At 33.2% G+C, this 382-nt stretch carries 1 protein-coding gene; it reads left to right on the forward strand.

The features are described 5' to 3' along the window. Nucleotides 1–155 precede the first annotated feature (155 nt). Nucleotides 156–382: transposase (locus tag AC6CHV_RS26375; protein ID WP_498079981.1), on the forward strand; the 227-nt coding region annotated here is incomplete at its 3' end.

Consider the following 382-nt stretch of genomic DNA (forward strand, 5'->3'; position numbering starts at 1 on the left):
GGCTGGGACAAAACCCTCCTCTGAACTGAAAAAGCCTGTGAATTTTTACTATGAGTAAAATTTCACAGGCTTTGATTATTTTTAAATAAAAAATAAGGACATTCTTTGTTAAAATTAAGTTACCACACAAAATCCAAACAGAAAGAAGTGTCCTTATGTTTAAAGATTATAACATGAATCAATTAATTTTGCCTTTAGATTTAGAAGTAAAATTACAAAATAATGATATTGCCTTCCATGTCCATCATTTAGTTGAAAGTATCCCGCAAGAAGCATTCGAACCATTTCTTCGAAATGAGGGTTGTCCTGCTTATCATCCACGCATGATGCTTAAAATTATCTTGTGTGCCTACTCGCAATCTGTCTTCTCTGGACGCAAAAT

This window comes from Ferdinandcohnia sp. GQ5, from assembly GCF_059759275.1.